The organism is Acinetobacter calcoaceticus ANC 3811 (assembly GCF_000399665.1).
GTDB lineage: Bacteria > Pseudomonadota > Gammaproteobacteria > Pseudomonadales > Moraxellaceae > Acinetobacter > Acinetobacter calcoaceticus_B.
This window is the reverse complement of sequence record NZ_KB976986.1, coordinates 300,677-325,183: the sequence shown is the minus strand read 5'-3', so window position 1 is coordinate 325,183 and position 24,507 is coordinate 300,677. Positions and strand designations below refer to the sequence as shown.

General features: G+C 38.6%; 21 protein-coding genes and 3 tRNA genes. 16 read left to right on the top strand and 8 right to left on the bottom strand.

What is annotated here, in order from left to right:
• Positions 1 to 200 precede the first annotated feature (200 nt).
• Together F935_RS02765 and F935_RS02760 are read left to right on the top strand one after the other, a co-directional pair.
• The gene (locus F935_RS02765) at positions 201 to 2,471 is read left to right on the top strand and encodes an NADP-dependent malic enzyme (RefSeq protein ID WP_016137502.1); all 2,271 of its coding nucleotides are present in this window, start codon (positions 201 to 203) and stop codon (positions 2,469 to 2,471) included.
• Between the two features lie 91 nt (positions 2,472 to 2,562).
• Positions 2,563 to 3,801, top strand: coding sequence for a multifunctional CCA addition/repair protein (locus F935_RS02760; protein ID WP_016137501.1), 1,239 nt, complete (start codon positions 2,563 to 2,565; stop codon positions 3,799 to 3,801).
• 42 nt (positions 3,802 to 3,843) lie between these two features.
• On the opposite strand, the gene F935_RS02755 is transcribed toward F935_RS02760, so the two are convergent.
• Complete coding sequence (locus F935_RS02755; protein ID WP_016137500.1) at positions 3,844 to 5,019, bottom strand: S1C family serine protease; 1,176 nt, start codon at positions 5,017 to 5,019, stop codon at positions 3,844 to 3,846.
• A 194-nt stretch (positions 5,020 to 5,213) separates the two neighbouring features.
• On the opposite strand from F935_RS02755, the gene F935_RS02750 reads away from it, so the two are divergent.
• The 6 genes from F935_RS02750 (at position 5,214) to F935_RS02725 (ending at position 7,809) form a co-directional block, all read left to right on the top strand.
• Positions 5,214 to 5,972 carry a Nif3-like dinuclear metal center hexameric protein gene (locus F935_RS02750; protein ID WP_016137499.1) on the top strand — a complete coding sequence of 253 codons (759 nt, stop codon included), beginning with the start codon at positions 5,214 to 5,216 and terminating at the stop codon, positions 5,970 to 5,972.
• A gap of 147 nt (positions 5,973 to 6,119) precedes the next feature.
• Complete coding sequence (locus F935_RS02745; protein ID WP_003650584.1) at positions 6,120 to 6,746, top strand: superoxide dismutase; 627 nt, start codon at positions 6,120 to 6,122, stop codon at positions 6,744 to 6,746.
• A 146-nt stretch (positions 6,747 to 6,892) separates the two neighbouring features.
• A tRNA-Asn gene (locus F935_RS02740) sits at positions 6,893 to 6,968 on the top strand.
• An 8-nt stretch (positions 6,969 to 6,976) separates the two neighbouring features.
• Positions 6,977 to 7,052 (top strand) — tRNA-Asn (locus tag F935_RS02735).
• 181 nt (positions 7,053 to 7,233) lie between these two features.
• Positions 7,234 to 7,309 (top strand) — tRNA-Asn (locus F935_RS02730).
• 56 nt (positions 7,310 to 7,365) lie between these two features.
• Positions 7,366 to 7,809: a DUF2726 domain-containing protein gene (locus F935_RS02725; RefSeq protein ID WP_016137498.1), complete on the top strand. Its 444-nt coding sequence runs from the start codon at positions 7,366 to 7,368 to the stop codon at positions 7,807 to 7,809.
• An 11-nt stretch (positions 7,810 to 7,820) separates the two neighbouring features.
• Here the strand turns inward: F935_RS02725 and F935_RS02720 are convergent, their stop codons facing one another.
• The 5 genes from F935_RS02720 to glnA form a co-directional block, all read right to left on the bottom strand.
• Positions 7,821 to 8,021, bottom strand: coding sequence for a hypothetical protein (locus tag F935_RS02720; protein ID WP_016137497.1), 201 nt, complete (start codon positions 8,019 to 8,021; stop codon positions 7,821 to 7,823).
• A 103-nt stretch (positions 8,022 to 8,124) separates the two neighbouring features.
• Positions 8,125 to 9,432 carry an alpha/beta hydrolase family protein gene (locus F935_RS02715; RefSeq protein ID WP_016137496.1) on the bottom strand — a complete coding sequence of 436 codons (1,308 nt, stop codon included), beginning with the start codon at positions 9,430 to 9,432 and terminating at the stop codon, positions 8,125 to 8,127.
• Positions 9,433 to 9,543: 111 nt separating this feature from the next.
• Entirely contained in the window at positions 9,544 to 10,422 is an 879-nt protein-coding gene (gene ubiA / locus F935_RS02710) for a 4-hydroxybenzoate octaprenyltransferase (protein WP_035366025.1), read from the bottom strand.
• A complete protein-coding gene (locus F935_RS02705; RefSeq protein ID WP_016137494.1) occupies positions 10,355 to 10,927 on the bottom strand; it encodes a chorismate--pyruvate lyase family protein in 573 nt (190 codons plus the stop codon). Before F935_RS02705 ends, ubiA begins: the two co-directional genes overlap by 68 nt.
• Positions 10,928 to 11,053: 126 nt before the next feature.
• Positions 11,054 to 12,469: a type I glutamate--ammonia ligase gene (gene glnA / locus F935_RS02700; protein WP_003650573.1), complete on the bottom strand. Its 1,416-nt coding sequence runs from the start codon at positions 12,467 to 12,469 to the stop codon at positions 11,054 to 11,056.
• 776 nt (positions 12,470 to 13,245) lie between these two features.
• Here glnA and F935_RS02695 point away from each other — a divergent pair.
• The 8 genes from F935_RS02695 to F935_RS02660 all read left to right on the top strand — a co-directional run bounded on the left by F935_RS02695 (position 13,246) and on the right by F935_RS02660 (position 22,000).
• Complete coding sequence (locus tag F935_RS02695; protein ID WP_080645517.1) at positions 13,246 to 14,805, top strand: peptide MFS transporter; 1,560 nt, start codon at positions 13,246 to 13,248, stop codon at positions 14,803 to 14,805.
• Complete coding sequence (locus tag F935_RS02690) at positions 14,802 to 16,604, top strand: aminopeptidase P family protein (RefSeq protein ID WP_016137492.1); 1,803 nt, start codon at positions 14,802 to 14,804, stop codon at positions 16,602 to 16,604. The genes F935_RS02695 and F935_RS02690 overlap by 4 nt, the downstream gene beginning before the upstream one ends.
• Before the next feature lie 297 nt (positions 16,605 to 16,901).
• The gene (locus F935_RS02685) at positions 16,902 to 17,486 is read left to right on the top strand and encodes an anthranilate synthase component II (RefSeq protein WP_003650566.1); all 585 of its coding nucleotides are present in this window, start codon (positions 16,902 to 16,904) and stop codon (positions 17,484 to 17,486) included.
• Between the two features lie 9 nt (positions 17,487 to 17,495).
• Positions 17,496 to 18,545, top strand: a complete 1,050-nt coding sequence (gene trpD / locus F935_RS02680) for an anthranilate phosphoribosyltransferase (RefSeq protein ID WP_016137491.1) — start codon at positions 17,496 to 17,498, stop codon at positions 18,543 to 18,545.
• 9 nt (positions 18,546 to 18,554) lie between these two features.
• A complete protein-coding gene (gene trpC, locus F935_RS02675; protein ID WP_016137490.1) occupies positions 18,555 to 19,361 on the top strand; it encodes an indole-3-glycerol phosphate synthase TrpC in 807 nt (268 codons plus the stop codon).
• A 10-nt stretch (positions 19,362 to 19,371) separates the two neighbouring features.
• Positions 19,372 to 20,061: a Smr/MutS family protein gene (locus F935_RS02670; protein WP_016137489.1), complete on the top strand. Its 690-nt coding sequence runs from the start codon at positions 19,372 to 19,374 to the stop codon at positions 20,059 to 20,061.
• A 90-nt stretch (positions 20,062 to 20,151) separates the two neighbouring features.
• The gene (gene folE, locus F935_RS02665; protein ID WP_002118643.1) at positions 20,152 to 20,700 is read left to right on the top strand and encodes a GTP cyclohydrolase I FolE; all 549 of its coding nucleotides are present in this window, start codon (positions 20,152 to 20,154) and stop codon (positions 20,698 to 20,700) included.
• Between the two features lie 148 nt (positions 20,701 to 20,848).
• Positions 20,849 to 22,000, top strand: a complete 1,152-nt coding sequence (locus F935_RS02660; protein ID WP_016137488.1) for an extended-spectrum class C beta-lactamase ADC-136 — start codon at positions 20,849 to 20,851, stop codon at positions 21,998 to 22,000.
• Positions 22,001 to 22,069: 69 nt separating this feature from the next.
• On the opposite strand, the gene F935_RS02655 is transcribed toward F935_RS02660, so the two are convergent.
• Both F935_RS02655 and F935_RS02650 read right to left on the bottom strand, forming a co-directional pair.
• Positions 22,070 to 23,962 carry an Lnb N-terminal periplasmic domain-containing protein gene (locus F935_RS02655; protein WP_080645516.1) on the bottom strand — a complete coding sequence of 631 codons (1,893 nt, stop codon included), beginning with the start codon at positions 23,960 to 23,962 and terminating at the stop codon, positions 22,070 to 22,072.
• Positions 23,963 to 24,023: 61 nt separating this feature from the next.
• Positions 24,024 to 24,494, bottom strand: coding sequence for a DUF3015 family protein (locus F935_RS02650; protein ID WP_005307224.1), 471 nt, complete (start codon positions 24,492 to 24,494; stop codon positions 24,024 to 24,026).
• Positions 24,495 to 24,507 lie beyond the last annotated feature (13 nt).

Genomic DNA, 24,507 nt, shown 5'->3' with positions numbered 1-24,507 from the left:
CAAAAATGAGCGTTTTTGACTGTGAGAAATAAAGAAGTAGTGTTATATTCTTTAGCATTTAGCTCACTACAGGGCTATTGGCAATTCGTCTACTATTCTCTTAATTGATAAAAATTAAAGCATAGTAAAAGAACTGAATTGCCTTCCCCCTGAATGAGTGATTTGACTAGTTTGCTTTTTTGTATCAAATAGAGACTCAGATGGACGATCAATCTTTAAAACAGGCCGCTTTAAATTACCATGAATATCCAAACCCAGGGAAAATCAGCGTTACCCCAAGTAAGCAACTTGTCAACCAACGAGATTTGGCTTTAGCCTACTCACCCGGAGTTGCTGCGCCATGTTTAGAGATTGAACGTGACCCTTCAACTGCTGCTAAATATACCGCACGCGGAAACTTGGTTGCTGTAGTAACTAACGGTACCGCTGTTCTTGGTTTAGGTAATATTGGCCCATTGGCTTCTAAACCTGTAATGGAAGGTAAAGGCGTTCTCTTCAAAAAGTTTGCTGGTGTTGACGTATTTGACATCGAAATTGCAGAAAACGATCCAGATAAGATCGTAGATATTGTTGCCTCTCTTGAGCCAACTTTCGGTGGTATCAACCTCGAAGATATTAAAGCGCCAGAATGTTTCTATATTGAAAAGAAACTTCGTGAACGCATGAAAATTCCTGTATTCCATGACGATCAACACGGTACAAGTATTATTGTAGGTTCAGCTTTGCTCAATGCATTGCAACTTGTAAATAAGAAAATTGATGAAATCAAAATCGTAGCTTCAGGTGCAGGTGCAGCAGCACTTTCATGTTTAGACTTGCTTTGTGCGCTTGGTGCTAAAAAAGAAAATATTATTGTTGCCGATTCTCGTGGTCTATTAACGACTTCACGTGAAGGCTTAGACGAATCTAAAAAACGTTATGTTCAAGATATTACAGCATCTCAGCTTCATGAAGTAATGGCTGGTGCAGATATGTTCTTGGGTCTTTCTGCTGCTGGTATTCTCACCAAAGAAATGGTGAAACACATGGCTGAGAACCCTATTATTTTTGCTTTGGCAAACCCAGATCCAGAAATTTTACCTGAACATGCACATGAAGTACGCTCTGACGTTATTATGGCAACTGGTCGTTCTGACTATCCAAACCAAGTAAACAACGCATTATGTTTCCCATACATTTTCCGTGGTGCACTTGACGTTGGTGCAACTACAATTAATGAAGACATGAAAATTGCATGTGTACATGCAATTGCGCGTATGGCTCATATCGAAGCTGATGCAGCTACATATGGTGAAAAATCTGCTTCATTTGGTCGTGACTATTTAATTCCACGCCCACTTGATCAACGCTTAATTTTAGAAATCGCACCAGCGGTTGCTAAAGCTGCAATGGACTCAGGTGTAGCAACTCGTCCTATCGAAGATTTCGCTGTATATCGTCAAAAATTGTCTGAGTTTGTATATAACTCTGCATTCTTGATGAAACCAATTTTTGCTCAAGCAAAAGCTGATCCAAAGCGTATTGCATATGCGGAAGGTGAAGACGAACGCGTATTACGTGCAGTACAAATTGCAGTTGATGAAGATTTAGCTAAACCAATTTTAGTAGGTCGTACTGCTGTAATTGAAGCAAATATCAAAAAATTAGGCCTACGTTTACAACATGGCGTAAATATTGAGATTGTTGATCAAGAACAAAATCCATTGTATGAAGAGTTCTGGAAAGACTACCATCAGACAATGCAACGTAAAGGCATCACGGTTGAATATGCTAAACGTGAAGCTCGTCGTCGTTCGACTTTAATCGCTGCTCTTCTCGTTAAGTTTGGCAAAGCAGATGGTATGTTATGTGGTACTTATAGTAGCTATAACATTCACCTCGACTTTGTACGTAATGTTATCGGTCTTAAAGAAGGCATGAATAACTTCTTCACATTAAATGCATTAATGCTTGAAGATCGTAACTTGTTTATTGCAGATACATACGTAAACACTAACCCGACTGCTGAACAACTTGCTGAAATGACTATTTTAGCAGCTGAAGAAGTACGTCGTTTTGGTATTACTCCACGTGTAGCACTACTTTCTCATTCAAGTTTTGGTAGCGACCAGACTGATTCAAGTGCTCAAAAAATGCGTGAAGTTTATCGTATTTTATCTGAGCAAGCTCCTGAGCTTGAAGTTGAAGGTGAAATGCATGGTGATGCGGCATTAGACGAAAATATTCGTCAATTTGCATTCCCTGGTTCACGTTTTAAAGGTTCTGCAAACTTGCTCATTATGCCAAACCTCGATGCAGCAAATATTTCATTTAACTTGTTAAAAGCAACTTCTGGTAACAACGTTACTATTGGTCCAATTTTGCTTGGCGCAGCAAAACCTGTTCATATTTTGACACCGACAGCAACCACTCGTCGTCTTATCAATATGACTGCTTTAACTGTTGCTGAAATCCAGCAATTAGAAAAATAATTTAGAAAGAGCTTTTTACGAAAAGCCTGTCTAATGACTTGAGAAAACCTCTATTCTGTAGCATGATTGCTTGAAGAATAGAGGTTTTTTCATGCAAGTGTATTTAGTAGGCGGTGCCGTCCGAGATTTTCTACTTGGGCATCCCTATCAAGAAAAAGACTATGTTGTGGTCGGAGCAACACCTGAACATATGCTCGCCCAAGGTTTTCAACCTGTAGGCAAAGATTTTCCTGTGTTTCTTCATCCTGAAACGAAAGAAGAATATGCACTTGCACGTACTGAGCGAAAGTCCGGTAAGGGCTATCACGGTTTTCAGTTTTTTACTGATACCACAGTAAGTTTAGAAGAAGATTTAATTCGCCGTGATTTAACCATCAATGCCATAGCTATGGATCAAGATGGTAAATTATATGACCCCTATGGCGGTCAGACTGATTTAGAAAATAAAACCTTACGACATGTTTCAGAAGCTTTTGCTGAAGATCCTTTACGAGTTTTACGTGTCGCACGCTTTGCAGCTCGATATTCTGCATATGGTTTTCATATTGCACCTGAAACCTTACAACTCATGCAAACGATGGCTGAATCAGGTGAACTTGATGCATTAACGCCAGAACGTGTATGGAAAGAAACTTCGCGTGCGCTTTTAGAAGATCATGCAGATATCTATTTTCAGACATTACGCGATTGCGGTGCGTTAAAACATCTTTTCCCTGAAATTGACGCATTGTTTGGTGTACCACAACGTCCTGAATATCATCCTGAAGTAGACTGTGGCATACATACCCTAATGTCTTTACAACAAGCGTGTAAGTCAAACTACTCGCTTGATGTTCGGTTTGCTGTTTTAGTACATGATTTGGGTAAAGCATTAACGCCAGTTAACGAACTTCCTCGCCATATCATGCATGAAGAGCGTGGCGTGAAACCCGTTACTGAATTATGTGAACGTTTAAAAGTTCCGACTCAAACTCGGCAGTTGGCATTATCGGTGTGTAAAGAACATCTAAAATGTCATCAGATCATGTCGTTAAAACCCGGCACTTTATGGCGTTTATTACAACGCCTTGATGTTTTACGCCGTCCTGAGAGAGTAGAAGCTTTTGTACAGGCATGTGAGTGCGATGCTAGAGGAAGATTAGGCCTAGAAGATCGCCCATATCCTCAAGCTCAGTACATGTTAGATGCAATGCAAGTGGTTCGCTCTGTTAAAGTTCAGGATTTACCAGAGAACATTAAAGGTGCTGAAATTGGCGAAATGTTAATTCAATATCGCATTGATGCTTTAACTGAGTTCAAACATCAACATCAGACACCAACACATTCTTAATTTAAGCCAATAAAAAAGCCTCATTACGAGGCTTTTTTTATTTTACTGTTTAGGTAACGGTATATATTGAGATTGACTATTTTGGTTTTTTCTTTCGCCAACTGTTACCACAAAGTTTTCTTGCTTCCCAGCTCGCTCAACCACTACATTAATTTCGCTATTAGGCGCTTGTAATGCAACGTAATTAATTAAATGAGATGCTGAAGTGATTGGTTCATTATTTACTTGAACAATCTTATCGCCAACTTTTATACCTGCTGAAGCCGCTGGCCCGCTTTTCAAAACATCAGCAACAACGACACCAATTTGTTGTTTTGGTGCCAATACATCGTCTTGTGTAGGCGGTACTAAACTAATGCCTAACCATCCACGTACAACGCGGCCATCTTTCAAAATCGAGTTTAATACTTGTTGGCAAATTTTAGCTGGAATTGCGAAGCCAATACCTAAAGAACCACCCGACTGAGAGAAAATAGCAGTGTTCACCCCAATTAAGTTACCAGCAACATCAATTAATGCACCACCTGAGTTACCTGGGTTAATTGCAGCATCTGTTTGAATAAAGTCTTCATAGGTATTGATGCCTAAATCGGAGCGCTCAGTGGCAGAAATAATACCTTGAGTGACCGTTTGCCCTACACCAAATGGGTTACCAATCGCCAAGACAACATCACCTACTTCATTACCACTTAACTTAAATGGCAATACAGGTAATTTATCTAAATCGATTTTAATGACTGCTAAATCTGTGTCAGGGTCTGTTCCAACAATCGTTGCTTCTGCACGACGTCCGTCACGCAATGCCACTACAATTTGGTCAGCCTGAGCAATCACATGATTATTGGTAAGAATATAGCCATCAGCACGTACAATAACCCCAGAGCCTAGACTATTTTCATTTTGCTGTTGCTGTTCAGGAACCTGATTTCCAAAAAATTCACGGAATACTGGATCACTTAACAATGGATGATTCTGTTTAACTTTCTGGGTCGTAAAAATATTAACAACTGCCGGCGCTGCAACTTTTACCGCAGCACTATAAGACACCACCCCGCCTGCTCGTGAAGTATCAACCAGTGGCTCAACTTTCTCGGCAGGCATTTGTACCCCATCAACTGCAACAGTTGGTTTCGGCTGATGGTATTTTTGCCATGCAATAAAACTGGCAATTACAATAATAAGTAACACCCAAGGTAACCATGTAAAGGTGCGGCGCACGTTCATATCCTCTACGCAAAAAAGTTTTTAATTAAATTAATATATTGAACAAAAAGAGTTTTCAGTTAAGCATTTTAAATTAAATATGTCGATATACATAAAAAACTCAAAAAAGATTTGTCTAGCTTTAGTTACACAACAAAATATGTTTCTATAGCTTTAGCAATTATTTACTACTCAATTCAGGAAATATCATGGCGAATTTGCATGAAATTATTCAGTGGTGCGACCAAACCTTAAAAGCAGCAGAATTTAAAGATTACGCACCCAATGGCCTGCAAATTGAAGGTTCAACTGAAGTAAAACGTATCGTTTGTGCGGTTACTGCTTCCGAAGATGCGATTGATGCAGCAATTGCTCAAAATGCGGATCTATTACTTGTACATCATGGTTATTTTTGGAAAGGCGAACCCTACCCAATTACAGGAATGCGCGGCAACCGCATTAAAAAACTCATTCAAAATAATATTTCATTAGTCGCTTACCATCTGCCTTTAGATGCCCACCCAACTTTGGGCAACAATGTAGCCATTGCAGAGAAATTAAATTTACAGAATTTAGAACCACTTGATTTAACCGAGAAACATCCAATTGGAAATATTGGTTATTTAGAGCAAGCACTTTCTGTGGACGAATTTAAAGCAAAACTACAAAACAGTTTTGATTTTAAGGTAATTCATTTACCAGCAGGAAAACAAAGCATTCAAAAAGTAGGCTTTTGTACGGGTGGTGCTCAAGATTTTATTGCTAAAGCGGCTTTGCAAAACTGCGATGCTTATATTTCAGGTGAAGTCAGTGAACGAACTTTCTATGAAGCAAAAGAATTAGGCGTTCACTATTTTGCGTGTGGTCATCATGCAACTGAACGTTATGGAGTTCAACGTTTAGCACAAGCAATTTCAAAGCAGTTTGCAATTGAAAGTGAATATTTTGAATTGAATAATCCGATTTAATTAAGTCTTTTTTTCAATCTGTGTTATGCGTATTAATTAGATCTTTATTGTGTATAGTTCTTTAAAACGATGCACTATTGTGAACAGAATCATTTACAATAGAGCCACTTAATATTGTATAACCCAGCAAATGCAAGGAATAGGAACATGACAACCATTACTTTACCTGCACTTCCATATGGCTATGATGATTTAGCGCCACATATCAGTAAAGAAACTTTAGAATACCATCACGATAAACACCACAATACCTATGTTGTTAACTTAAACAACTTAATCAAAGGGACTGACCTTGAAGGTAAAACTTTAGAAGAAATCATCAAAGCAACTGCTGGTGATGCATCTAAAGCTGGTATTTTCAACAACGCTGCTCAAGTTTGGAACCATACATTCTACTGGAATTCTATGAAGCCAAATGGTGGTGGTAAGCCTACTGGCGCAATCGCTGCTAAAATTGAAGAAGCTTTCGGTAGCTACGAAAAATTTGCAGAAGAATTTGCTGCTGCTGCAACAACTCAATTCGGTTCAGGTTGGGCTTGGTTAGTTGCTGACGAAGTAAACGGTAAATTATCTATCACTAAAACTTCTAATGCAGACACTCCACTTGCACATGGTCAAATTGCTGTATTAACAATTGACGTATGGGAACATGCTTACTACATCGATTTCCGTAACTTACGTCCTAAATACATCGCAACTTTCTTAGAAAGCCTAGTGAACTGGGACTATGCAAATGCAAAACTTGCAGGTCAACCAGCTGGTGTAGAGAAATAATTTTATTTCTTTCTAAAAAACCACCCTTTTTTGGGTGGTTTTTTTATTTTTAGTACCGCAAAAGCATATTAATCAAGCAAACGATTCATTTTCTTTAATATTCTTATTGACGCTTTTAGATTTCATCCATAAAATGCGCATCAGATTCTCCAATAGCTCAGTCGGTAGAGCGACGGACTGTTAATCCGCAGGTCCCTGGTTCGAGCCCAGGTTGGAGAGCCATCTACTAATCTCCCATAGCTCAGTCGGTAGAGCGACGGACTGTTAATCCGCAGGTCCCTGGTTCGAGCCCAGGTGGGAGAGCCAAGATTCTAAAAGCCCGCATCTATTGTGGGCTTTTTCTTATCCAATCATTTAATAATTTTCTATTATTTTTAATAAAATCAATGTTTCGAATATTTTTAAACCAAACGATTAGATATTCTGACTAATTCCGTTATTAAGACTTGACCCAGCCCTCTTTCCTCCCTAAAATCCTTTTCCAGATTCTCCAATAGCTCAGTCGGTAGAGCGACGGACTGTTAATCCGCAGGTCCCTGGTTCGAGCCCAGGTTGGAGAGCCAAGATTCTTAAAAACCCACTCATCATGAGTGGGTTTTTATTTGTATGATGCCTTCACATGTTCGAATCGAGTCACTTATTTTTTATTGTTTTAGGTTGTTTAAGCACCTGCATTTTTCTTGCTGTTTGTTTACGCCCTTATTTATTTCCAAAACAAAAATTCTTTGCTCGCCCTGTTATTACTAACTTTGAAACTCAAATGTTTATCCGCTTAAAACAAAGTTTTCCAAGTTATCATGTTTTAGCACAAGTGGCTTTTAGCGCTTTAATTACAAGTAAGGACTATAAAATTCGTAGTCAGTTCAACCGAAAAGTTACTGACTTTGTTGTGCTTAATGACAAGATGGAAGTAATTGCCATTATTGAGCTAGATGACCCTTCCCATCTTGAAAAAGCGGAAGAAGATCGTGTTCGTGATCAAATGCTCACCGAAGCAGGTTATATAGTAAGACGTTATACAAACATCCCAAGTGTACGTCAGCTACAAAAGGATATTTATTAAAAGCACTGCTGTTATTTCACTTCAGAAGTTGCCGCTTCTTTTTCAGCTATTCTTTTTTCCATCTCTAAACGTTGCTGTTCATATTGTTTTTTAGTCTTAGCATCACTCTTTGCAGCCAAGAAAAGTATTCCAATAATAAAAAAAGGAATAAACAAGCCTAATCCCATTAATAACCAAGGAACAGATTTCTTTTCAACTGGTTGCTGGCTCATGACTACTTCAAACTCAAATGGTGTCAATTTTAATATGCGTAACAATATAACAAAAAGGGCCCTCTTTAGGACCCTTTTAATTTGAATATTTTAAATACAAAAATTATTGAGCTATTCCTGTACATTCAACATTCTTACTTGCATCTATTACTGATGGATCAAGCACGATATTTGTTTTAGCTGGCATTTTAGATTGTACAAATTGATAAATTTCAGCATTTCTACATACAATCGCTTGAGTATGGGCAGCCCCGAAAACAGGCACAAATGTCACATCAGTTCCCATTTTTTTAAGCCCCTCTTGCAAGGCATTAGTAATAGGATATGGTACAGCCATATCAGCAGTACCTTGAACAATCATGACCGGTGAATTAATTTTTTTAGTAGCTGGCTGATTATGGTCTAAGAACTTTTTCACAGTTGGATTTTCTTGGAAGTTACCAGCTAAACCAGGATAATCTAAAACTGTTTTACCAGTATTAGTCACAAGAAAATCACGAATGTCATCTGCAAATTTATTATGCAAATCAGTTAAACATACGCCATTTTCACCAGTAGTCCCTTCTGCGAACTCAGCTACACTCTGAGAACGTTGTTGGAAAATTTCACGATAATTAAATTTAGGTTCATAAGCCGTAATACCCACTGTGGTATATGCAGCATATGCGAGTAGCTCAGCATACACTTCTACAGCCGTACCAACAGGTGCAGTACCAGCCTGCTCTTTCTCAAGAATGCCTTTAATTGCTTGCGGAGCAACTTTAGAAATAATATCGCCAAGGCTAGAAGCTGGTGCTGTTGCAACCGCTCCTTTGTAGTTACTGTCGTTATTAGCAAATTCAGCTGTTCCTAATGAAGCATGGCCTCCTTGAGACTGCCCAATTGACATCCATGAACTATTTAACTGACTACCGTAATGATCCTTCGCAGCTTTAACTGCTGCAATTGCAGATTTAGCCTCACTTCCTAAATTAAGGTATGGATGCATCCCTCTAGTACCCAAACCTTCATAGTCTGGAGCAATCACAACATAGCCAGCTGCTAATAATGTATCCGCTAGAATTTTGAAACGTGGATTAATCGTATTATTGCTTGGAGCACAACTATCTCCTACGCCTACAGTACCATGCTCCCATACCACTACGCGATAACCATCTTTAGGCTGACTTGCTTTAGGAAACATCACTAACGCCGTTGCTTCAGCTGTTTTTCCTTGTACATTGACCATGTTATAAGTCATGACTTTTATAGATGAAGCACCGCTTAAGCTATCCTTAGAATAGGCTTTTTCAGAAACATAAGTTTTATCAGGATTTATGCCAATAAAGTCATCATCATTGTCATTACATGCTGCAAGAAATAATGTTGAAACCGATAATGTTATAGCTAAAGCAATTTTTGACCGTTTCATAGAATATCCTTTTTTATGTATTATTTATTCCGCATATTTTTTATGCACGAATATTAAGACATAAAAAAAGTGCTCTGCATAGAACACTTTTCAACCTTACGGTCACTTTTACTATATGAAATTTAAAAATATTCCTAGAAAAATAATTAATCCAACCCAGCGATTGTGACGGAATGCCCAAAAACATACTTGAGGGTTGCGGTCTTTGGTTTTAATTGTTTGATATATAAAATCGAATGCAACAATAATTAAAGCAATGATCGCCCATGGAAATAAGATATTTTCTAAATATAGTGCGGCACCAATCAAAACAAGGCTGGTTGCCTGTAAAAGTGCAATAATCTGGATGTCATATCGACCAAAAAGAATAGCTGTAGATTTCACGCCAATCTTTAAATCATATTCACGGTCTGTAATTGCATATTGAGTGTCATAAGCCACTGTCCAAGCCAAATTACCAAAGTAGAGAAGCCAGCAGATCAAATCTGGGGTTTTACCTACCGCAGTAAAGGCCATTGGAATCGACCATGAAAATGCCGCACCTAAAAAGACTTGAGGTAAGTTGGTATAGCGCTTCATAAATGGATAAATGAACGCTAAAAATAATGCACCAAATGACCAGTAAAAGGTTTCAATGGGTAAAAAGAACAATAGACATGCACTTGCTAACACTAGCACCAAGAACACATATACTGCTTCTCTTGCACGAATAATTCCAGTTGCGAGCGGACGCGTTTTAGTACGCTCAACATGAGCATCTACTTTACGGTCTGCAAAGTCATTAATCGCACATCCCGCAGCGCGCATAAAAATCACGCCTAAAATCATGACAAATAAAATACCTAAATCAGGTATTCCTTTTGATGCAACCCAAAGCGCCCACATGGTTGGCCAAAAAACCAGTTCAGTACCAATTGGCTTATCAAATCGACATAGATAATAATAAGCTTCTAAGCGCTGACGCCATGTTGTGCTTGTTGCAGTCGTCATAGTAATCCTTGTCGTGCTGCTGATTTAAAAAAGCTTCAAAAGCCGGTAAGAAGGTTTCTTGAACAATAAATTTACACCCATGCCAAGTATAGCAACTTTGTCTTGTCCAACCTTCTGGCAAACGAATGACACGGCGGTCACAAAGCGGAGTTGTTCTTTGAAATAGAAAAAAGCCAATTGGCTTAGAACCAATGTGCTGAAATATACGGGCTTTTTTTTGTAAACTTTGAATTGGGAAAATACTTTTTGCTTTCACCCATGGCTCTGCTTCACAGCCATATAAATAAGTTTCCCTTACCCACGAAGTGTGAGCATGAGACATCTTCATCCACTGACTATCTGCAAAAGTTAAACGCTGAAAATGTTCTTGAAAAGGCTTCACACTAAACTGGCCACCACCAAGTTCAGTCAATTGTTGAGTCAGAGAACCAGACGCATACAACCATGTTTTCAACTCAGGATTTAAAGTCTTTTCCTGTTTAAGTACTGGTTGTCGTTTACGCATAATCTGCTCACATGAAAACTCGCACCTAGTTTACCCCAATTTTTTGATAAAAAACGTAGAGAATTCAATCAACATTCCAAGCAATAAAAAAGCCTGCATAAGCAGGCTTTTTTACGAAAATATGTATTACAAGCTGTAGTACATATCGAATTCAACTGGGTGAGTAGTCGTGTTAAGACGACGTACATCTTCAGTTTTAAGTTCGATGTATGCATCAAGCATTTCTTTAGTGAACACGCCGCCTTTTAACAAGAATTCGTGATCTGCTTGAAGTGCTTCAAGAGCCATATCTAAGCTATGAGCAACTGTTGGGATTTTTGCTTCTTCTTCAGGAGGAAGATCGTACAAGTTCTTATCAGCAGCTTCGCCCGGATGGATCTTGTTTTGAATACCGTCGATACCAGCCATTAACAATGCAGCGAAACCTAAGTACGGGTTCATCATTGGGTCTGGGAAACGAGCTTCGATACGCTTACCTTTAGGGCTAGAAACGTATGGAATACGGATAGACGCAGAACGGTTACGTGCTGAGTAAGCAAGCATGATTGGCGCTTCGAAGTGAGGAACCAAACGCTTGTATGAGTTTGTAGATGGGTTTGTGATTGCGTTCAATGCACGAGCATGCTTGATTACACCACCGATGAAATACAATGCCATTTCTGAAAGACCTGCATATTCATCACCAGCAAACAAGTTCTTGCCATCTTTAGAGATAGACATGTGAACGTGCATACCAGAACCGTTATCACCTACCATTGGTTTAGGCATAAAGGTTGCAGTTTTTGCATATTGGTGAGCAACGTTCCAAACAGCATATTTGAACTGTTGAACTTCGTCAGCTTTACGTACAAGTGTATTGAAGCTCACACCAATTTCTAACTGGCAAGAAGCAACTTCGTGGTGATGTACTTCTACACGACCTGGGCCCATGATGTCTTCAATTTTTGCACACATTTCTGCACGCATATCTTGTGAAGAATCAACTGGAGGAACTGGGAAGTAACCGCCTTTAACACGTGGACGGTGACCAGAGTTACCAGACTCGTAATCTTTACCAGTAGACCAAGCAGCTTCTTCAGCGATCAATGTATGACGAGCGCCAGACATATCGATGTCCCACTTCACTTCGTCAAATACAAAGAATTCTGGTTCTGGACCAAAGAATGCAGTATCACCGATACCTGTAGATTTTAAGTATTCTTCTGCACGGCGAGCAATCGAACGTGGGTCACGCTCATAACCTTGACCAGTTGAAGGTTCAATAACGTCACAAGTCACAACTACAGTTGGTTCAGCAAAGAACGGGTCAACAAAACCAGTTTCTGCATCTGGACGTAAAATCATATCAGATGCTTCAATGCCTTTCCAACCAGCGATTGAAGAACCATCAAACATTTTACCGTCTTCAAAAGTATCTTCATCAATAGAATCAGCTGGGTAAGTTACGTGCTGTTCTTTACCCTTAGTATCAGTAAAGCGAAAATCGACCCATTTTGCGCCACTTTCTTGTATGAGTTGAAGGACCTTGTTCGCCATGCTCATTTTGCTCCAATGAAATTTTGTTGCACTTGTTAAGTGCGTGTTAATTGCTGGTATGTATATAGCAATTCTCATACCAACTTTATAAGACTTACCTAAAACATTGAATTGCTTATAACTATCTATGATTTAGGTCCCTTGTCTTGAACCCATTATACTGTTTGCATCGTTAAATGCACCATATTCAGACATTTTCAAATTATGGCATACAAGAATAGCCCGCAATCGCCCTAATTTAGTGCAAAATTGTTGCGCCAATATGAACCATCGCATCAATATCTAACAGTAATTCATGATCATAATACTTTCTCATATAGAAAGCTGACATTCTTATTGCAATAAATGAAAATAATAAAAGATGACTTATAAAATGTAACCTTTAGCTGAGCCTGCTATATCTACTCATGCCTTTACCAAAAAGGTTCTCATGCAAATATTGCTTTGAAGAATAGCCCTCTAAAAAATTAGAAAATTAGGTATCGGCTCATCTCCTTCACTTATTAAAATGCAGAAGATTGATGAAATTATTTTTCTTTTTACAACGCCTTCTATTTTTACACCAATTAAAAACAACTTATTTCTCCCTACCTTGAATCAAGTTTTGATCAGCTTTGGTGCGGTAGCAGGTTAAGAAACTAAAGGGAAGTTTTTTACCATTTGTTATATACCTTTTTTATACATGACCAACTTGCTTTTCGATTTAAAAAAATCTAAAAAATAAAACATAACTTTTTTTTATAACTAAACAAACTAAAAGTTTGGCTTATTAAACTACAAATATGTTCAAAGGATTTGAAATGAAGCATGAACTCGAACAATGTGACACAGCTTTTTTCGGCCATCCAAAACCCTTAAAAACTTTATTTTTTACAGAACTGTGGGAACGCTTTTCTTACTATGGAATTCGTCCCTTACTCGTTCTTTATATGGTTGCGATGGTCAATGATGGGGGTCTAGGTCTTGACCGTCCTACTGCCGCCGCAATTGTTGGGTTATTTGCAGGCTCTATGTATTTAATGACCGTTTTAGGTGGTTGGATTGCCGACAATTGGTTAGGCCAAGCACGATCCGTCTGGTATGGCTCCCTCATTATTGCATTAGGTCATTTATCAATTGCGCTTACGCCTATCTTTGATCAATTCTTTTTTTATTTCGGCCTAGTCCTTATCGTTATTGGTTCAGGATTATTTAAAACCTGTATTTCAGTGATTGTCGGAACCCTATATAAAGCACAAGATAATAGACGTGATGCTGGTTTCTCCATTTTTTATATGGGCATCAATATGGGGTCGTTTATCGCCCCGCTTATTACAGGTATATTAGCTCGCGATCATGGCTGGCATCTAGGTTTTGGGATTGGCGGCCTTGGAATGTTAGTTGCATTACTCATTTTCCGAGCATTAGCCATTCCTCAACTACAGTCCTTCAATCAACTGCGTCAGCAAACTGACAACTGGAATAAACCTGTCGTAGAAAATAAAAATGCACCAAAAATTGCTTTCTCATTTTTATTCAGTGTTGCAGTCGTTACTACTATTACCTTCTTTGGCGTTATTCATATCAATCCGGTCGCGGTCGCAACTTACTTAACAGTCGGAATAGGCATTGGAATTATCGCTTATTTTATCTATTTATTATTTTTCCTTGGTTTAGAAAAACATGAAAAATTTAAAATTATTATCTGCTTTGTCTTATTAGCAACCTCCGCTCTTTTTTGGTCTGCCTTTGAGCAAAAACCAACGTCTTTTAATTTATTTGCGCAAGATTACACAGACCGTAATGTTTTCGGATTTGAGATTCCAGCAGTATGGTTTCAATCAATTAATGCGCTTTTTATTATTATTTTTGCCCCAATTGCAGCATGGCTTTGGGCTAAACTTGGTAAGTCAAATAAAGACCCAAGTTATATCAGTAAATTTATTATTGCGCTTTTACTTGCAGCAGGTGGCTTTCTAGTTATGTCATTTGCAAGCCGTTTTGCAATTGATGGTGGCTTAGTTTCACCATTTTGGTTAGTAGCTACTTTATTTTTACTTACTATCGGAGAGCTTTGCTTAAGCCCGATTGGTCTATCTACCATGACTAAACTTGCACCTGATGTCATACGTGGTCAAATTATGGGTCTATGGTTCACGGGTTCAGCTTTAGGTAACCTTATCGCTGGTTTAATTGGCGGGCACGTATCAGCAGATGGTATTAATCATTTACCTACCCTATTTATGCGATGTGTTTTGGCGTTAGTAATTGGTGCAATCGTGTTATTTTTATTAAAGAAACCTATCAATAGATTAATGAACAAAAGTACCAGTAAAGTTCAACCTGAGTTGGAAACTATATGAGCGTTTTAACTGTTCCAGAAAAACTTGAGAAACTTCGTGAACTCATGCGCAATCAGCATGTTGATGCTTTAATTGTGATGAGTGCCGATCCTCACATGTCAGAATATTTACCGGACTACTGGAAAGCAAGAGAATGGCTCAGTGGTTTTAGTGGTTCGGTTGGTACACTCGTCGTGACCCAAAACTTTGCTGGCCTCTGGGCAGATGGTCGCTATTGGGTACAAGCCGAGCAACAACTTGTTGGAACTGGCTTTGAACTTCAAAAATTAACAAGTGATGAATCTTCAGCACATCTCGCTTGGATTGAAAAAAATCTACAACCAGAATCAGTCATTGTAGTAAATGGGCATACTTTATCAATTCAGCAATTTAAGGCGCTTGAACATACTGCACGAGTTAATAATTATAAACTCGAAACCCAACAAGATTTAGTTGGAGAGATTTGGTTAAACCGCCCAGAACTTCCATCAAAGAAAATTCATTTCATGCCTGAAGGGCTAAATGCCTTATCTCGTAAAGAAAAAATTCAGGCTATTCGTGAAACTTTACATAGCAAGAATATTGCGGGTCATTTCATTTCATCTTTAGACGATATTGCATGGATCTTAAATGCACGTGGGCAAGATGTAGAATATAACCCCGTGTTCCTTTCACATTTATATGTCAGTGCAAAACAAACGATTCTTTTTATTGATGCTGAAAAAGTTGATGTAAGCATTCAGCAAGCTTTGGCAGCCGATGGTATTGAAATTCGTAACTACGAAGATACAGCTAAGTTTTTAGCGAATATTTCTGATGCCTCAGTACTTTTAGATCCAGCGAAAGTGTCGATTTTTCATGAACAAGCTATCGCAAAAGATATTCGGGTTGTATATGACATCAACCCGAGTACGCTTTTTAAATCGCGTAAACATGAAAGCGAAATTGCTCATATCCGTCATGCAATGGTTAAAGATGGAGTTGCGCTTTGCCACTTTTTCCACTGGTTAGAGAAAGAACTTCATCATGGTGAAAGCATTTCAGAACTAACCATTGATGAAAAGATTACAGCTTTCCGTGCTCAGCAAGATGGATTTATAGGGCCAAGTTTTTCAACGATTGCAGGCTTTAATGCTAATGGTGCTTTACCCCACTACCGTGCAACTGAAGAACACTATTCATTTATCGAAGGCGATGGTCTATTGCTGATTGACTCAGGTGGGCAATATGTAGATGGAACAACGGATATTACTCGTGTTGTTCCTGTAGGCACGCCAACAGGGCCACAAAAACGTGACTATACTCTGGTTTTAAAATGCCATATTGCTTTGGCAAAAACGATTTATCCAGAAGGTTTAGCTGCACCGCTACTCGATTCAATTTGTCGTAATACTTTATGGCAACATGGTTTAGATTATCGACATGGAACAGGCCACGGCGTAGGCTTTGCGCTTAACGTTCATGAAGGTCCGCAAGTTCTTTCTTATTACGCGCCTATACATGCCTATAGTAAGTTGCGTGAAGGAATGATTATTTCTAACGAGCCGGGCTTATACCATGAGGGACAATACGGAGTTCGCATTGAAAATCTGGTTGCTAACAAACTTCACTCTGGATTTGAAAAAACTTACGGTGAATTTTTGGAGTTTGAAACACTGACCCTTTGCCCGATTCATTTAGATTGTATCGTTAATGATATGCTAACCAATGAAGAGAAAGACTGGTTAAATCGTTACCATCAAACTGTTCAAGAAAGACTAGCTGAACTTTTGTCTGGAGAAGTTTTAGGCTGGTTGATTTACAACACTCGTGCGATTTAATCTTCTTTTTTAACTCAGGCAGAATCATTTTCTATTTCTAATGAAAAGTTTATTTTGCCTGAGTTGTAGTTATCTATCATCTCAAAAAGGCTAACTTCTCAAAGTCATTTTTTCTGCAAATTTCTAACGAATGAAATAGTTAAACTGCTCACTTCATTTTTTGTTATATTAGCCGCTTAGAAAGTGGCTTTTTATTTTTTTAATCAAGAAGTTCTTTCTAAAAAGTGAGTATTAATGTGAGTAACTATTCTAGTCACTTATTAAATATATATTAATTATTATGAGGTTAAGTTCATCATGCTTCTAATGATCGACAATTACGACTCTTTTACCTACAACATCGTCCAGTATTTTGGCGAGTTGGATCAGGAAGTAAAAGTTGTTCGCAATGATCAAGTCACATTAGAGGATATTGAACGATGGCAACCTAAATATCTAGTTATTGGTCCTGGCCCTTGCTCTCCAAGTGAAGCTGGTATTTCAATTCCTGCAATTAACCACTTTGCCGGAAAAATTCCTTTGCTTGGCGTGTGTTTAGGGCATCAAAGTATTGGGCAAGCTTTTGGCGGAAACATTGTAAGAGCCAAAACGGTTATGCACGGACGTTTATCTGATATGTACCACAGTAATAAAGGTATTTTCAGTAACCTCCCTAGCCCATTCTCGGCAACTCGTTATCACTCTTTGGTGATTGATCAGCAAACACTGCCTGATTGCCTTGAAGTAACGTGCTGGACCAATGAAGCAGATGGCTCAATGGAAGAAATCATGGGTGTTAAACATAAGACATTACCTGTCGAAGGTGTGCAGTTCCATCCAGAATCAATCTTGAGTCAACATGGCCATCAAATCTTTAAAAACTTTTTAGATATTTATGCATAAGTGATCACTATGAATATTCAACAAGCACTTAACCATATTACAAAAAATATTCACCTGACTCAGCCGCAAATGGAAGACATTATGCGTAGCATCATGCAAGGTGAGGCAACCGAAGCACAAATTGGTGCTTTAATGATGGGCCTTCGCATGAAAGGTGAAAGTATTGATGAAATTACTGCTGCCGCACGTGTCATGCGTGAATTCGCGATTAAAATTGATGTCAGTGATATCAAATATTTAGTTGATATTGTCGGTACTGGTGGTGATGGACAAAACTTATTTAATGTCTCTACTGCTTCAAGCTTTGTGATTGCGGCAGCTGGTGCGACCATTGCAAAACATGGTAACCGAGGTGTTTCAAGTAAATCGGGTTCATCTGACCTACTTGAACAAGCCGGTATTAACCTTGATTTAGACATGCAACAAACTGAGCGCTGTATTCGTGAGATGGGTGTAGGGTTTTTATTCGCTCCAAACCACCACAAAGCAATGAAATATGCTGTAGGCCCACGTCGTGAGCTTGGTGTTCGCAGCATTTTCAATTTACTCGGTCCGCTTACGAATCCGGCTGGTGTAAAACGCTTTGTCATTGGCGTATTTTCAGATGAGCTTTGTGGTCCTATCGCAGAGGTAATGAAGCAACTTGGTGCTGAACATGTCATGGTTGTTCATTCAAGAGATGGACTCGATGAAATCAGCCTTGCTGCTCCTACTACTATTGCAGAGTTGAAAGACGGCGAAATTACTGAATGGACACTTACCCCTGAAGATGTCGGCATTGAATCACAAACCCTAAATGGCTTAGTGGTTTCAGATGCAGCGGCAAGCTTAAAGCTGATTAAAGATGCATTAGGTAAAAATAAATCCGATATTGGCGAAAAAGCAGCAAATATGATTGCGCTTAATGCTGGCGCAGGCATCTATGTAGCAGGCATTACCAAGACTTATGCTCAGGCTGTTACATTCGCGCAAGATATTATCTATGGCGGACAAGCTTTAGAGAAAATGAGTGTTTTGGCTGAATTTACTAAAACATTAAAACAATGTCAGGCAGATTAAGGATTTCTCATGATTAATATTCAAAATACCATTTTAGGTAAAATTGTTGACCGTAAACATGAGGAACTTGCTGCACGTTTAAAACAACGTAATTTGCAAGATGTTGAAGAACTAGCGAAAGCTGCGACTCCTGTACGAGGATTCGCAAAAGCTTTACAGCATAAGCGCCCTGCCGTGATTGCTGAAATTAAAAAAGCATCTCCATCAAAAGGCATTATTCGTGCAGATTTTAATCCTGCTGAAATTGCCGAGCAATATGAACAAGCTGGAGCAGCATGTTTATCTGTTTTGACTGATGTTGATTTTTTTCAGGGTGCAGATGAAAATATTGCAATCGCACGAAGCCACTGTGCATTACCTGCTTTACGTAAAGACTTTCTGATCGATCCATATAATGTAGTCGAAGCACGTGCTTTACATGCTGACTGTATTTTATTGATTGTTGCATCTTTATCAAATCAACAACTTGAAGAAATGTCTAAAACTGCTTTTGAACATCAACTTGATGTATTAGTTGAAGTTCATGACGAAGAAGAACTGGAACGTGCTTTAAAGTTGTCTGAGCAATGTTTGTTAGGTGTAAATAACCGCAATTTAAAAACCTTTGATGTTGATTTAAAGACATCAATCCGTTTGAAAAATTTGCTTCCTGCATCTCGTTTACTCGTGACTGAAAGTGGCATTGCCACTCCAGAAGATGTTCGTATGATGCAAGAACATGATATTCACACTTTCTTGGTTGGTGAAAGTTTTATGAAACAACCAAGACCAGATCAAGCCTTTAACGCCCTTTTTGGACAACCCCAAACGGTTTAATAGAAGATATATGAGTAATAAAGATTCATCGCTTTCTAAAGAGCAACAAAAGTTATTGAAGCAATTTAAAAAGCAAATCTCCAATCCTCATTCAAGCAAAATCGCAAGTCAGCCTGAGGTCAAACCACCTCAGGCTGAGTCTGAAGAATTGGAAAATGCAAATCTGTTTCAAAGCGCTGTAGCAGGTGTTAAACCCATCAACAATAGTAATATTGCTGATATAAGAACTCCGCGTGCAAAAAAAGTTGATGCTCAAACATTAGCTAAACGTGCAGCTGCCGAAGGTGGTCGTGACACTGAGCATGCCGAGCTATCTGATACTCAAGCTGCTTTAAATCCTGTCGCAAGCCAAGCCACATTAAGCTATCGCATTGCTACCCTTCAGCATAAAGTTTTTGAAGACTTAAAAGCTGGAAAAATACGTTGGTTTGAAGCGGTAGATTTACACGGTTGTACGATTGAGCAAGCACGTGACGCAGTTTTACACATTATCCAGATGGCAAAAGATGAAAATCAAAATGTGATCAAAATTGTACATGGTAAAGGCCCTGAAGCGGTCTTAAAAACCTATGTCAATGGATGGTTACGTCAGCACCGCGATGTTTTAGCTTTTGTAAGTGCACCAGAAAACCAAGGTGGCACAGGCGCCGTTCTCGTACTGCTTAAACGCGCAGAAAAAAATCCCAAGTACCAACAATAAAGCGGCATTTTCTACAGAATTCAGACTTTTTATAGTTTTCTGATAGAATGCCGTTTTGTTCAACCAGTGTAAGTGAACATTCTTATGTCTATGCAGCAATCGTACGCAAATATTCTGACTGCCGTCGGTGAAGATCTTGATCGTCCCGGCCTTAAAGATACGCCTGTGCGTGCGGCTAAAGCTTTTTCATATTTAACTTCTGGCTATAGTAAAACTTTAGAAGAAGTCACCAATAATGCGGTTTTCCCATCAGATAACCATGAAATGGTATTGGTGAAGAATATTGAATTTTATTCGCTTTGCGAACATCATCTCCTCCCATTCTACGGCCGTGTTCATGTTGCCTATTTACCAGAAGGCAAAGTTCTTGGTTTATCTAAATTTGCGCGTATTACCGAGATGTTTGCTCGTCGTTTGCAAATTCAGGAAAACCTAACTCAGCAAATCGCAGAAGCTGTGGCTGAAGTCACTGGCGCACGTGGTGTCGCTGTCGTTATCGATTCAGCACATATGTGTATGATGATGCGTGGTGTAGGTAAGCAAGAATCAACCACACGTACAGTTTCATTTGTCGGAGATTTTAAAACTGACAAAGAAGCACGCCGTGAATTTTTAAGTGCAGTACCAGAAAGCTACTAATCTGGTTGCTACTGCAAAAAAGCCTGACTCAGTTGGGCTTTTTTTATACCTATATACCGCTTTTATTCTATAAAACATAACAATCAAATTATGTGATTTTTGTTATAAGAGTACGCATCTTTAATTTTAAATGATGTATGAGTGAATAATGCGATTTAACAAAATTTCCTGCTTACTTTTACCCCCTCTTTTTATTTTTAATACCTCAATTTATGCGGGTAATTCACCAAAAGAGCAAGAAATTAAAAAACTGGTTGATCAAAACTTTAAACCATTATTAGAAAAATATGATGTGCCCGGAATGGCTGTTGGCGTCATTCAAAATAATAAAAACTATGAAATGTATTATGGTCTACAATCCGTTCAAGATAAAAAAGCCGTAAATAGCAGTACCATTTTTGAGCTAGGTTCTGTTAGTAAATTATTTACCGCTACAGCAGGTGGATATGCCAAAACAAAAGGAACAATTTCTTTTAAAGACACACCTGGAAAATATTGGAAAGAATTAAAAAACACACCGATTGACCAAATTAATTTACTTCAACTTGCTACTTATACAAGTGGCAACCTTGGCTTACAGTTTCCAGATGAAGTCCAAACAGATCAGCAAGTTTTAACTTTTTTCAAAGACTGGAAGCCTAAAAACTCAATCGGTGAATATCGACAATATTCAAATCCAAGCATTGGTTTATTTGGAAAAGTTGTTGCTTTGTCTATGAATAAACCTTTCGACCAAGTCTTAGAAAAAACTATTTTTCCAGATCTTGGCTTAAAACATAGCTATGTAAATGTGCCTAAAACTCAAATGCAAAACTATGCTTTTGGCTATAACCAAGAAAATCAGCCGATTCGAGTTAACCCCGGCCCGCTAGATGCACCTGCGTACGGTGTTAAATCGACCTTACCTGATATGCTGAGTTTCGTTAAGGCCAATCTAAATCCACAAAAATATCCGGCAGATATTCAACACGCGATTAATGAAACACATAAAGGTTTCTATCAAGTAGGTACTATGTATCAAGCATTGGGTTGGGAAGAATTCTCTTATCCAGCACCTTTACAAACTTTATTAGACAGTAATTCAGAACAAATCGTGATGAAGCCTAATAAAGTGACTGCCCTTTCAAAAGAACCTTCAGTCAAGATTTACCACAAAACTGGTTCAACTAACGGCTTTGGAACATATGTTGTCTTTATTCCTAAAGAAAATATTGGTTTAGTCATGTTAACCAATAAACGTATTCCCAATGAAGAACGCATTAAAGCAGCGTATGCAGTATTGAATGCAATAAAGAAATAATCTTTTGCTAAAACAAAAAAGGGAGAAATGATTTCATTCATTTTTCCCTTTTTTTATTCGTAATGCTATTTAAAAGAACCAAACATATCCTAGACTTGATTTCATCCAGTCTCGATGATTTTGTTGTTCATAATCCCAGTTTAATCGAACGGTATTATTACTATTAATCACATATTGCCACTGAGTATTTACTCTCAAATTCCATTGGTTTTGGTCTTCCCAATAGGGCAATTCAATTTGCACGACAGAGTTAAATTTTTCAAACCACTGATTCATACAACCTAAAGTCGGGCCCATTCCCACGCGCCATCCTTTATCTAGATTTGAACCTGCTTGTAGGTAGGTTTGTAGTTGCCCATAGCAAATATGTTTGCGCTCATAGTCGGCAAAACTATATCCGACCTGAGCGTTAAAATTCGCTACGCCATGCTGTTTTTCTTCACTAAAAGTACCATCATGAATCGCTTCCTGACGCCAACCCAAATCAAATCCCCAACTCAGCGGTGTTTTAAAAGGTTGAATCGGGTTATAAGAATTTACTTCTAGCAGATCAAGACGTTCTAGCTTTAAATGGTCATCTCGCCACTGTGCATTACCATTTAAAAAGAGTAATTGAGTGCCTGCGCGGTATCCTCCTTGAGGATCTATCAAGTCATGATAGGCTTGACGATGACCAAGTTCGATAAACTTGTCTCCTTGAACCTCGCCTGCTTTGACTGAAATATTACGGGCATTGTGACCTTGAGTCGGCTCTTTTGCTGGTCTTTTAGGTTCTTGACGCTGTTTGTCTAAATCAATCTGACTTCTTAGCGCTAAAAGTTGACGCAACTGCAGCTGAGCAATGCTTTCTTCTATTTTACGGCTCGTAAATTGAAGATATAAATCATCATAAGCCATCTCTAAAATCTTAGCCTGATCTTGCTCACTAAATGATTTTAAAATCTGAGAAGACTGTTGAGTGGGCATCATCGCAATTTGATGAGCTACCTTCGCCAAAGATGCGCCATGCTGATGAGCTTGGGCCAATAGCTGAGTTTCTAGAGCAGGTCGATATACAGGAGCTTTGGTTAACCCTTGCTGCTGTATCGATTTAATGGTTTCCATCGGGATAGAAGCATGAGTGAATTTCTCTTGCAGGTGAGACTCAGGTTTTACTAAATCAACCAACCCTAACAATCGATAGGCACAGTTATCACTCACAAAGTAATAAGGAAAGCTCACATGCTGCATTTCCCAAATATGGCTTACTAAAAACCGTGTTTCTTCAGGTGTTAAATTTAGCTCGTATTCCCATAAGTCACGGCTTTCAAAATCGCCATACTCTTTTACCTTACGATAATAAGGCATAAGTGAATATTCACCCGGATATTGCCCTGTTAAGCCTTTCCATGCATATGACCAGTTGTCGTTTCCAGCCACAGTTGCTGCATAATTTACTGCATAGGAAACTAAATTTAATTGTTGCTGATCTTTGGGGTCTAAACGCAATAAAGTATGCCCAAACATGGAGCTCGGATTGCCCATAAAATCTGTCGCATAAATTAATGTCGCTTTATGAGGCTTAATCTGTCCAATCCAGTTTTCAAATTCTGAACACTTCACTTGAGGCAATTCACTTTCTTGAATGCCTACTTTTTGTATGAGCCATTGACTGCGTGCTGGAAATTTACAGCGAATCGACTGATTATCTTGAGCAGGCATAAATAATGCCGAGATGTCAGCTTTTAGTTCTTCTTTTAAATTATTTTTCCCATTTTCCGACATGAAATAGCCAGAATAAGTAACATCACTTTTATGGTCTTTATTGGCATACATGAGCCTTTGCCATGTAATGTCTTGATCTAAGTTTTTCTGTTCGGCAATTGACCAATATTTTTGAATAAATGGATTTATATCTGCTGAATATGCAGTATTCACTGCCAAAGAGGCAAAAACTAAAACAACTGACTTCATTAAGCTCATCAATTTTTATCATTAAATATAAGAAAAACCCTGCCATACGACAGGGTTTTCAGTTTCAAACTTATACGTAAGCTTTTAAAACGTCGTCTTTAGCCATTACAGTTTGTAGTGACGCTAAAACTTGAAGGGTATTTTGGTTATTTGCAGAGTAGATTTCACCAAAGTTTGCTTTTGAAACTTTAAAGAAACGGTCTTTATCTTGAGGTTTAATTTGCATTAACTCAGCAAGTACATTCAGGCTTTCACCTTGGCCTACTGCCATATCACGTGCTAAAGCTTCTGCATTTTCATTTGTGAATGTTACAACTTGCGCTGTTACTGTCCCGCCTTGACGGCAGCCTAAAGTACCGAAAGTGATCCCTAATAATTGGTTAGTAAAAATACCGTTTGTTGTTGCAGCAAGAATTTTAGGCGCTACTCCTTTTTTACCAGCCCATATTTGTGTACCTGCACCACAGCCCACATCGTTGTCAGCCATTGCAACACTTGAACCAGCTGCTAATAAAGCAGCTAAAGCTAATTTTTTTAACATAGATGTAAATCTC

Bases quoted from the DNA above. Each gene is read 5' to 3' on its own strand.
- F935_RS02765 (WP_016137502.1), top strand. From the start codon at position 201: ATGGACGATCAATCTTTAAAACAGGCCGCTTTAAATTACCATGAATAT.
- F935_RS02760 (WP_016137501.1), top strand. From the start codon at position 2,563: ATGCAAGTGTATTTAGTAGGCGGTGCCGTCCGAGATTTTCTACTTGGG.
- F935_RS02750 (WP_016137499.1), top strand. From the start codon at position 5,214: ATGGCGAATTTGCATGAAATTATTCAGTGGTGCGACCAAACCTTAAAA.
- F935_RS02745 (WP_003650584.1), top strand. From the start codon at position 6,120: ATGACAACCATTACTTTACCTGCACTTCCATATGGCTATGATGATTTA.
- F935_RS02725 (WP_016137498.1), top strand. From the start codon at position 7,366: ATGTTCGAATCGAGTCACTTATTTTTTATTGTTTTAGGTTGTTTAAGC.
- F935_RS02720 (WP_016137497.1), bottom strand. From the start codon at position 8,021: ATGAGCCAGCAACCAGTTGAAAAGAAATCTGTTCCTTGGTTATTAATG.
- F935_RS02715 (WP_016137496.1), bottom strand. From the start codon at position 9,432: ATGAAACGGTCAAAAATTGCTTTAGCTATAACATTATCGGTTTCAACA.
- ubiA (WP_035366025.1), bottom strand. From the start codon at position 10,422: ATGACGACTGCAACAAGCACAACATGGCGTCAGCGCTTAGAAGCTTAT.
- F935_RS02705 (WP_016137494.1), bottom strand. From the start codon at position 10,927: ATGCGTAAACGACAACCAGTACTTAAACAGGAAAAGACTTTAAATCCT.
- glnA (WP_003650573.1), bottom strand. From the start codon at position 12,469: ATGAGCATGGCGAACAAGGTCCTTCAACTCATACAAGAAAGTGGCGCA.
- F935_RS02695 (WP_080645517.1), top strand. From the start codon at position 13,246: ATGTTCAAAGGATTTGAAATGAAGCATGAACTCGAACAATGTGACACA.
- F935_RS02690 (WP_016137492.1), top strand. From the start codon at position 14,802: ATGAGCGTTTTAACTGTTCCAGAAAAACTTGAGAAACTTCGTGAACTC.
- F935_RS02685 (WP_003650566.1), top strand. From the start codon at position 16,902: ATGCTTCTAATGATCGACAATTACGACTCTTTTACCTACAACATCGTC.
- trpD (WP_016137491.1), top strand. From the start codon at position 17,496: ATGAATATTCAACAAGCACTTAACCATATTACAAAAAATATTCACCTG.
- trpC (WP_016137490.1), top strand. From the start codon at position 18,555: ATGATTAATATTCAAAATACCATTTTAGGTAAAATTGTTGACCGTAAA.
- F935_RS02670 (WP_016137489.1), top strand. From the start codon at position 19,372: ATGAGTAATAAAGATTCATCGCTTTCTAAAGAGCAACAAAAGTTATTG.
- folE (WP_002118643.1), top strand. From the start codon at position 20,152: ATGCAGCAATCGTACGCAAATATTCTGACTGCCGTCGGTGAAGATCTT.
- F935_RS02660 (WP_016137488.1), top strand. From the start codon at position 20,849: ATGCGATTTAACAAAATTTCCTGCTTACTTTTACCCCCTCTTTTTATT.
- F935_RS02655 (WP_080645516.1), bottom strand. From the start codon at position 23,962: ATGAGCTTAATGAAGTCAGTTGTTTTAGTTTTTGCCTCTTTGGCAGTG.
- F935_RS02650 (WP_005307224.1), bottom strand. From the start codon at position 24,494: ATGTTAAAAAAATTAGCTTTAGCTGCTTTATTAGCAGCTGGTTCAAGT.